Raw genomic sequence first — 9383 nt, 5'->3', positions numbered from 1 at the left:
GGACGGCGGCGGTGGCGGTGGCGGTGGTGCTGATGGGGACGGTCGCGGGGGCTTTCCCGGTGCAGGTGCCGGTGGGTGCGCAGGGTGAGGCGCCGGATGTCGCGGCCCTTCGTGCGCAGCTGGCGGAGAAGGACGCGCAGCTGAAGCAGGCGCTCGCGAAGCTCCAGATGTACGAGGACGAGGCCGACTACATCCGCGCCGAGCAGCTGGGCATCACCGAGGCCGTGCGCGCCTCCGGGCTCCCGGAGCGGCAGCAGCGGCGGCTGGCGGTCGCCATCGTTCGCGAGGCGGAGCGCAACAACCTGGATCCGCTGCTGGTGGTGGCGCTGATCCGCTGCGAGTCCTCCTTCAACAACTACGCGGTGTCCGGGGTGGGCGCCATGGGCCTGATGCAGGTGATGCCGGACACGGGCAAGTACCTGGCGGACAAGGCCGGCTACCGGCTGGGTCGTCACACCAACCTGTTTGATTTCGAAACGAACGTGAACCTGGGCACGGCCTACCTGGCGGACCTCATCAACCGCTTCGGCTCCGTGGAGGGCGCGCTCGTCGCCTACAACGCGGGCCCCGGGCTGGCCCGGCGCATCCTGGCCAAGAAGGAGAACCGGGTGAAGTTCATGGCCGGCTATCCCGCCAAGGTCGTGAAGGAATTCCACAAGCTGAAGGCCCAGCAGCAGCGCGCGGTGAGCCTGCGTGCCGAGCAGCCGACGGACGGTCGCAAGGGTTGACCGCTTCGTGACACGCGCTTAGACCGCTCGCCAACACTCGGGCGGAAGTTGCACGCCTGCCACTGACCAGGCGGCCCGTGAAGGTGCACTGTTCGGCTCCGGCTGTGCACCCCACGGATCACCTTGGGAACTCCGAACCACCCCCAGGGGTTCGGAGCGTGCCTCGGCCGCCATCACCTACGGTTAGACGGCACACACGTGCACACTTCAGCGGGAGCGCGGATCATGACGGGGCTACAGATTCTTCGGGAGGAAGCAGCGGGTCGGGTCACCCTTCGGCTGGAAGGGACGCTGGACGGTCGTACGGCGCAGGAGCTGCGCACGTCGCTCCAGGCCCTGGGCCAGAGCGAGGTCGTCCTGGACTTCGCGCACCTGCGTGAGTTCAAGGACAGCGCGGTGGGTGTCCTCACGCACGGCCTGAAGGAAGGCGCGGTGGAGATGCGCGGCCTGGCCTCGCACCACGAGCGGATGTTCCGTTACTTCGGCGTGCTGTCCTCGCCGGCGACGCACCGGGCCTACTACACGCCCGAGGACATCCTCTCCGTCTGAAGTCCAGGGCAGTCGCCCCGGGACGCGCAGCCCATCCGAAGAGCCCCCGCGCAAGCAGGCGGGCATCCGGGAGGGGAATGCGCGGCCCTGGAGGGCATGCCGGCTCGAAGTCGCCTGGGGTAGAGTCCGCCCAGGATGATCCAGCCCGCCCGCGTCCTCGGTCCTGTTCCCTCCCCTGCTTCCGCGCGCGCGGTGATGGAGCGGCTCGCCGCCCAGCTTGGCCGCGCCGTGCAGGGCAAGCCCTCCGAAGTCCAGCGCGTCGTCACCTGCGTGGTGGCCGGCGGGCACCTGCTCCTGGAGGACATGCCGGGCGTGGGCAAGACGACGCTGGCGGAGGCCCTGGCGCGCGCGTGCGCCCTGTCCTTCTCCCGCATCCAGTTCACCGCGGACCTGCTGCCGGCCGACATCCTCGGCGCGCAGGTGTTCCACGCCGCCACGGCCACCTTCTCCTTCCGTCCGGGTCCCCTCTTCCGGCAGCTGGTGCTGGCGGACGAGCTCAACCGGGCCCCCCCGCGCACCCAGTCCGCGCTGCTGGAGGGCATGGCCCAGGGCCAGGTGTCGCTGGACGGTGAGACGCACCCGCTGCCCTCGCCCTTCACGGTGGTGGCCACCCAGAACCCGGTGGACTTCTCCGGCACCTATCCCCTGCCGGACTCGCAGCTGGATCGCTTCCTCGTGCGCCTGTCGCTGGGCCACCCGGCACCGGACGTGGAGGCCCGCCTGCTCACCACGCGGGGCGCGGCGTCCCCGCTGGCCTCGGTGGAGGCGGTGACGGGGCCGGAGGAGCTGGCGTCGCTGCGCGCCTTCGCGGCGGAGGTGAAGCTGGACACGGCGGTGGCGGAGTACGTGGTGCGGCTGGCGCGGGCCACCCGCGAGCACGGCGACCTGGAGCGCGGTGCCTCCACCCGCGCGGTGCTGGCGCTGGGCTCCGCCGCCCGGGCGCAGGCCCTCTGGGAGGGGCGCGACTTCGTCACCCCCGGCGACGTGCGCGCGATGCTGGTGCCCTGCTGGGCGCACCGCGTGCTCCTGCGCAGCGCGGTGCAGGGCGTGTCCGCCCGGGACGAGGCGGCGCACCTGGTGGAGGAGCTGTCCCGCAAGGTGGCGGCGCCCCGGTGAAGGCCCCTGCCCGCCCCTCCTTCCGGGCGCGGCTGCGCGCCCGGCTCCGTCCGCCGCGCACGCTGTCGGTGACGAAGATGGGCCGCACCTACCTGGTGGTGACGTTCGGGGTGGGGCTGGGCGCGCTCAACACCGGCAACAACCTGCTGTACCTGCTGCTGGGCCTGCTGCTCAGCATGGTGGTGGTGTCCGGCGTGCTGTCGGAGCGCTGCCTGCGCGACCTGACGGTGCGGCGGGTGGGCGCGGACGCGGCCTTCGCGCGGGAGCCCTTCCCCTACCGCTGGGCGGTGTCGCGCAAGGCGGGCCATGGATTCGCGCTGACGCTGGCGGAGGACCTGTCGCCGCTGGCGGGCACCGGCAGCCTGGGCCACCTGCCCCCGGGCACGGAGGTCGTCGTGCGGGCGGACCTGGCCGCGCCGCACCGGGGGCCCGTGCGCCTGTCCGGCGTGCGCGTCACCACGACGTGGCCCCTGGGCCTGTTCGCCAAGACGCGGGTGTTCTCCCTGGAGGGCACGCTGCTCGTGTACCCGCGCCGGGGCTATGCCTGCCGTGAGCCGGGGGCCGCCGAGTCCGGCCCCATGGGCGAGACGGGCAGCCCGCGCCACCAGGACGGCACCGGCGACGTGGCGGGCCTCCGGGAGCTGGCGCCGGGCGAGGACGCGCGCCGCATCCACTGGCGCAAGAGCGCCGCGGCGGGGCGCCTGCTCAAGGTGGAGCGCGAGCGCGAGGAGCGCCGCACGTGGAAGCTCGCGCTGGACGCGGGGCTCACGGGCGAGGCGCTGGAGCGCCGGTGCGAGGAGGTCGCCGCCCAGGCGCACCAACTGCTCGACGCGGGCCATGAAGTCGGCCTCACGCTGCCGGAGCACACGCTGCGGCCGGCGGCCGGGGCCGCGCAGGAGCGGCGCATCCTCCAGGCGCTCGCGTGGGTGGGCTTCGAGGACGCGGCGCGGGAGGCAGCGTGAGGCAGCCCCTGCGACTGAGGCTGGTGCTGCGCGACCTGGCGGCGGGCGCGGCCTTCGGCGCGATGGCCGTGTCCGGGCAGCTCCCCGTGTGGGCGCTGGCGGTGTTCCTGCTGACGCTGGTGCTGGCGCTGTGCAACGTGCGGCTCGTCGCGCGGCATGCGCGCCTGTCCGCGCTGCTGCTGCTCGTCACGGCCGTCCTGCTGGGGCTCCAGCTCACGTCCGGCGCGATGAACGCGGTGGTGGTCGCGTGCTCCTTCGCGGGCCTCATCGCCGCGCAGCGGATGCTGTCCACGCCGGACGGCGCCGCGGATGGCCAGACGCACCTGACGGGCCTGCTGATGGTGGCCGGCGGCGCGGCGCTGTCAGGCGACATGACGTACGCGCTCTGCCTCATCGCCTTTGGCGTGCTGGCCAGCCTGTCGCTGGCGCTGGGCGTGGTGGAGGCGGCGGTGCCGGACGGCGAGCCCGTGCCGGTGCGCGCGGTGCTGCGTCCGCTGTCGGGGGGCGTGGCGTTCGCGGTGGCCGGCGCGGTGGCCTTCTTCGTCCTCTTCCCCCGCCTCAACTGGGCCATGGTGGGCCCGCGCTCGGCGCCGGGCCTGGGCGCGGCCAGCAGCGCGGGCTTCTCCGACACCGTGCGGCTGGGCGGCGCGGGCACCATCAAGAGCAACCCGCGCGTGGTGTTGCGCGCCACGCTCACGCCTGATCCGGGCCGCGACGCGCTGGACGCCTACTGGGTGGGCCGCACCTACGACACCTTCGACGGGCAGGAGTGGACGAACGTCGCCGGGGCCCAGCGCACCGAGCGGCAGATCACCCTGCACCCCGCCACCGACACGCTCCTGCACCAGCGCGTGGAGCTGCTGCCCGCCTACGGAGGCCGCACGCTCATCTCGCTGGAGACGCCTTCGCGGCTGGGCAACGCCGTGGCCCACACGCCCACCGGGACGCGCAGCAGCACCGTCCAGCTCCACGGCGGCAGCGAGGTGCGCTTCACCCTCACCGCGACCTCGTACACCTACGAGGCCTACAGCCTGCCCCCGGACGCGAAGGCGGGCACCCACCTGAACCTCCTGCAGGCCGAAAGCGATCAGCTCCTCGCCCTGCCCGAACACCTGGATCCCCGCGTGGCCCAGCTCGCGGCGCGGGTGCTCGCGGGGGAGAAGGAGCCGCTGGCCGCGGCGCGCAAGCTCACCGCCTGGCTGCAACGCGACTACGCCTACACGCTGGAACTCGCGGGCAACTCCGAGGATCCGCTCGCGGACTTCCTCTTCGTGCGCAAGGCGGGGCACTGCGAGCACTTCGCCACCGCGCTCACGGTGCTGCTGCGCTCGCAGGGCTTCTCCGCGCGGCTGGCCACGGGCTTCTTCGGCGGCGCGAGGCTGGATGGCGGCTACATCGTTCGCGCGGGGGATGCCCACGCGTGGACGCACGTGCTGGTGCCCGGGCGCGGCTTCGTCACCGTGGACGCCACCCCGCCCTCGCACCGCACGAGCCAGGCCTCCGCCCTGCTGGAGCAGGTGCTCGCGCTCTACGAGGCGGTGGAGGCGCGCTGGCGCAACTCCGTCGTCGACTACTCCTTCCGCGACCAGTTCGAGCTGGCAAGCGCGCTCGTCCGCCCGCCACGCCGGCCCGCCCAGGCCAGCAACACCCTCTCCTCCCGCCTGCCCCCCGCGCGCGCGTGGCTGACGGCCCTGGGCGTGGCCTTCATCGTCTGGCGCGTATCCCGCTTCCTCGCCCGCCGTCCCCGGCGTGCCCCGCGCATGGAGGCCACGCGCTTGCTGGACCGGGTGGACGCGCAGCTGGCCCGCTTCCGCGTGCCCCGCTTCGAGGACGAGTCGCTGGAGGAGCTCACGACGCGCTTCGCGCGCGAGGGCCATCCGCTGGCGCTCGCGTTGGTGCCCCTCACCCGGCGCTACCTGGAAGCCCGCTTCGGCGGCCGGGCGCTGCGCGAGGGAGAGGCCGAGCACCTGCTGAACACGCTGCGTCGCGCGCTGGAGGCCGAAGCCGCCCGCCGCGCCCCGAAGGCAGCCGAGCAGGCAGGCCCTACCGCCCGCGCCTCCTGAGCGGAAAGGAATTGCCCTCCGAAAGGAAGCGGCCTTCCGCTCCCGGTCGCCCGCCCTCCCCAGGGCCACTCGGGCGGTTTGGAAATGGCTCGACCATCACCTGGCGCCGCCATTAAGCGTTTCCGTGAACCTCAAGCCGCGAGCGCTTCGGCGCCGCGCCACTTCCGGGGACGCGAGACGTGCACTTTCTACCCTCTCAGCCCCGCGGTTTTTCTCCGGGTGGCGGGTAACCCTTACAGACCGCGCCCGCGCCCCCTCCACCTGCGTCCGCCAACCCCTTGGAGACACACGCGAATACATCCGACCGCGGTTGGCATCGCGGTTGCTCAGGGCAATGCACGTCAAGTTGTAGGACTTGAATCCAGAGCACTTTCATCCGCCTCCCCAACGCAGGAGGCCCAATTCGGAGAATCCATTCATGCAGGCCTCGACCGAGCAATCCTCCAACTCCGGCTCCCTCGCGATGTACCTGTCGGAGATCAACCAGTACTCCCTGCTGAAGGTGGAGGAGGAGCAGGAGCTGGCGCGTCGGTTCATCAAGGGCGACCTGGCCGCGGGCCACCGCCTGGTGACGAGCAACCTGCGCTTCGTGGTGAAGGTCTCCTACGAGTACCGCTCCTACGGCATCAAGATGTCGGACCTCATCCAGGAGGGGAATATCGGCCTGATGAAGGCGGTGCAGAAGTTCGATCCGGACAAGGGCATCCGGCTCATCTCCTACGCCGTGTGGTGGATCCGCGCGTACATCCAGAACTACATCCTGAAGAGCTGGTCGCTGGTGAAGCTTGGGACCACGCAGGCGCAGCGCAAGCTGTTCTTCAGCCTGGCCCGCACGCGCCGCGAACTGGAGAAGCTGGGCAGCGGCGAGGCCGTGGTGAACGTGGATGAGATCGCCCGCAAGCTGCACGTGAAGCCCGGCGAGGTGCGCGAGATGGAGCAGCGCATGGGCGGACGCGACTTGTCGCTGGACGCGCCCATGGGCGAGGACGGCGGCAACAGCCACGTGGACTTCGTGGTGAGCGCCGCGGCGCCCCAGGACGACGAGTTCGCGGACAAGGAGGAGGCGGGCCTCATCAACAACCGCGTCCGCACCGCGCTCATGCGCCTGGACCCGCGCGAGCGCTTCATCATCGAGCAGCGCGTGATGAACGAGCGCCCCATGACGCTCAAGGAGCTGGGCGAGCACTTCGGCTTCTCGCGCGAGCGCGCGCGCCAGCTGGAGATCCGCGCCAAGGACAAGCTCAAGTGCGAGCTGGCGGCGCTGATGGCGGAGGTGGATCCGGAGACCCTCGCCGCCCAGGGCTGACGCGCACCGGCACACCGGAAGGCCGTGCCCTCCGCCCCGCCGCCTCCCACGAGGCGCGCGGGGCGTGCGCGTTTTTCAGGGGCATGGCTGTTTTCGCGCCCCGGCGGGGACCCTGCTAGAAGGAGCGCCTGGTTCCCTGTCAGGAGTCCCTGCTTGTCCCACGGTTCCCCGCCGGTCGTTGATGATCGCGTCCCCCTTGCCGGGGCGCATGCCCCCGCGACGCACAAACCCTACGTGCCCGCGGAGCAGTCGCCCGCGGAGCTGACGATTCGCGGCCTGGTGCTCGGGTCGGTGCTGGGCATCGTGTTCGCGGCCTCGTCCGTTTACCTGGCCATCAAGGTCGGCCTCACGGTGTCGGCGTCCATCCCGGTGGCGGTGCTCTCCATCGCCATCTTCCGGGCGCTGGGCCGCTCCAGCATCCTGGAGAACACCATCGTCCAGACGACGGGCTCCGCGGGCGAGTCGCTCGCGTTCGGCGTGGCGGCGGCGCTCCCCGCGCTGCTCATCCTGGGCTACGACATCAGCCTCACGCACGCGTTCCTCACCGCGGCGCTGGGCGGCGTGCTGGGCGTGCTGATGATGATCCCCCTGCGCCAGGGGCTCATCGTCCAGGAGCACGGCAAGCTCACCTACCCGGAGGGCACCGCGAGCGCGGACGTCCTCATCGTCGGTGAACAGGGCGGCACCAACGCGCGCACGGTCATCCTGGGTTTCATCATTGGCGGCGTCTACAAGTTCGCCTACTCCGGGATGAAGCTCTTCAAGGAGGCCATCGGCATGCCCATCAAGGGGCTGAAGGCCGCGACGCTCTCCACGGAGGTGTCCCCGGAGCTTTTGGGCGTGGGCTACATCATCGGGCCGCGCGTCGCGTCCATCACCTTCGCGGGCGGCGTGCTCAGCTACCTCATCCTCATCCCGATGATCTCCTTCTTCGGCAGCGGCATGGAGACGCCGCTGCTCGTGCACAACGGGCAGCTCATCCGGAACATGTCGCCGGATCAGATCCGCAACGCGTACGTGCTCTACATCGGCGCGGGCGCGGTGGCGACGGGCGGCCTCATCAGCCTCATCCGCTCCCTGCCCACCATCGTGGGGGCCTTCAAGCGCAGCGTGGAGACGCTGCGCGCGTCGCGCACGCAGGGCCCCCTGCCCACGGTGCTGCGCACGGACCAGGACCTGCCCATCACGGTGGTGCTGGTGGGCAGCGCGCTGCTCATCCTGGCCATCTGGCTTGCGCCCCCGCTGCACGTGAACTTCATCTCCGCCATCCTCATCGTCATCTTCGGCTTCTTCTTCGTGACGGTGAGCGCGCGCATCACGGGTGAGATTGGCAGCTCCTCCAACCCCATCTCCGGCATGGTGGTGGCGACGCTGCTCGTCACCTGCCTCGTGTACCTGCTCTTCGGCTGGACGTCTTCGCCGGACCGGTTCATGGCGCTCACCACGGCGGCCATCGTGGGCATCGCGGCGTCCAACGGCGGCACCACCGCGCAGGATTTGAAGACGGCCTACCTCGTGGGCGGCACGCCCAAGAAGCAGCAGATCGCCCTCTTCGTCGGCGTGCTGACGAGCGCCATGTTCATTGGTCTGGTGCTGGTGCTGCTCAACCAGGGCGCCACCACGGTCATCCCGGAATCCCACCCGGGCGTGCAGGTGACGGAGATGTCCACCGAGACGCGCACCCAGCACACGTACCGCTGGGCGGTGTCCCAGGACGCGCTCACCCAGCGCGGGATGACGCCCGCGCAGCTCAAGCGCTCGCTGTGGGCGGAGCGCCTGGACATGGTGCCCGCGGACGGCGCGCTGGAATTGCGCAGCTGGCGTCCCCTGCCCGCCACGGAGCTTGCGGCCCTGACGCTCGCGCCGGCCAACGGCCCGTCGCTGAAGCTGTCCGACGCGGGCGCCGTCACGGCGGGGCCGGACCGCATCTACAAGGAAGGCTACGTGCGCGGCGCGGACACGCCGGTGCCCGCCGGCCGCTACCTCGTGGATGATCAGGGCAGCATCCAGTACGTGGTGGACCCGGGCATCGGCGGGCGCATCAGCGAGTACGAGGGCCAGACGCTCACGCGCTACTCCGCGCCCAAGGCGCAGCTCTTCGCGCTCATCATCGACGGCATCCTCACGCAGCGGCTGCCGTGGGACCTGGTGCTGCTGGGCGTCTTCATCGCGCTGATGCTGGAGCTGTGCGGCGTGTCGTCGCTGCCCTTCGCGGTGGGCGTGTACCTGCCCATCAGCAGCAGCGCGCCCATCTTCGTGGGCGGCATGGTGCGCCACTTCGTGGACAGGCTGCGCGGCGGCAACGCGGCGGAGTCCGAGTTCTCCCCCGGCACGCTGATGTCCTCGGGCTACATCGCCGGTGGCTCCATCGCGGGCGTGCTCATCGCCTTCCTCGAAATCGCCAGCGACGGCACCTGGACGCGCGCCATCAACCTGCCCGCCCTCTTCGGCCACGAGGGCGCCGTGGGCGCCTTCCTCAACGCCGTGGGCGAGAGCGAGCTTTCGCACCCGACGTGGTCCAACGTCTGGGGCCTCGTGTTCTTCGCGGGCCTCACCGCGGTCCTCTTCCGCTCCGCCCTCAAGGGCAAGAGCGGCGCGGAGGCCCCGCCGCCGTCGCACTGACGTCCTGCGACGCAGAGCAGGCCCCTCTCCCGGGCCC

At 71.4% G+C, this 9383-nt stretch carries 7 protein-coding genes; all 7 read left to right on the top strand.

The window, feature by feature from the left end; translation table 11 throughout:
- The first annotated feature begins 11 nt into the window (after positions 1-11).
- Positions 12-728 (top strand): lytic transglycosylase domain-containing protein, encoded by a 717-nt coding sequence (locus D7X12_RS17120; protein WP_120626334.1) that lies wholly within the window; start codon positions 12-14, stop codon positions 726-728.
- Positions 729-953: 225 nt separating this feature from the next.
- Positions 954-1277 carry an STAS domain-containing protein gene (locus D7X12_RS17115; RefSeq protein WP_120626333.1) on the top strand — a complete coding sequence of 108 codons (324 nt, stop codon included), beginning with the start codon at positions 954-956 and terminating at the stop codon, positions 1275-1277.
- Positions 1278-1412: 135 nt separating this feature from the next.
- The gene (locus D7X12_RS17110; RefSeq protein WP_120626332.1) at positions 1413-2393 is read left to right on the top strand and encodes an AAA family ATPase; all 981 of its coding nucleotides are present in this window, start codon (positions 1413-1415) and stop codon (positions 2391-2393) included.
- Positions 2390-3355: a DUF58 domain-containing protein gene (locus D7X12_RS17105; protein ID WP_208719095.1), complete on the top strand. Its 966-nt coding sequence runs from the start codon at positions 2390-2392 to the stop codon at positions 3353-3355. Before D7X12_RS17110 ends, D7X12_RS17105 begins: the two co-directional genes overlap by 4 nt.
- A complete protein-coding gene (locus D7X12_RS17100; protein WP_120626331.1) occupies positions 3352-5418 on the top strand; it encodes a transglutaminase TgpA family protein in 2067 nt (688 codons plus the stop codon). The genes D7X12_RS17105 and D7X12_RS17100 overlap by 4 nt, the downstream gene beginning before the upstream one ends.
- A gap of 418 nt (positions 5419-5836) precedes the next feature.
- The gene (locus D7X12_RS17095) at positions 5837-6724 is read left to right on the top strand and encodes an RNA polymerase factor sigma-32 (protein WP_120609266.1); all 888 of its coding nucleotides are present in this window, start codon (positions 5837-5839) and stop codon (positions 6722-6724) included.
- A gap of 153 nt (positions 6725-6877) precedes the next feature.
- Entirely contained in the window at positions 6878-9346 is a 2469-nt protein-coding gene (locus D7X12_RS17090) for an OPT family oligopeptide transporter (RefSeq protein WP_120626330.1), read from the top strand.
- The last annotated feature ends 37 nt before the right edge of the window (positions 9347-9383 follow it).

It is taken from the genome of Corallococcus sicarius (assembly GCF_003611735.1).
Classification (GTDB): domain Bacteria; phylum Myxococcota; class Myxococcia; order Myxococcales; family Myxococcaceae; genus Corallococcus; species Corallococcus sicarius.
The sequence above is the reverse complement of the archived record's forward strand: the minus strand, read 5'-3'. Positions and strand labels throughout refer to the sequence as shown.

Bases quoted from the DNA above. Each gene is read 5' to 3' on its own strand.
- D7X12_RS17115 (WP_120626333.1), top strand. From the start codon at position 954: ATGACGGGGCTACAGATTCTTCGGGAGGAAGCAGCGGGTCGGGTCACC.
- D7X12_RS17110 (WP_120626332.1), top strand. From the start codon at position 1,413: ATGATCCAGCCCGCCCGCGTCCTCGGTCCTGTTCCCTCCCCTGCTTCC.
- D7X12_RS17095 (WP_120609266.1), top strand. From the start codon at position 5,837: ATGCAGGCCTCGACCGAGCAATCCTCCAACTCCGGCTCCCTCGCGATG.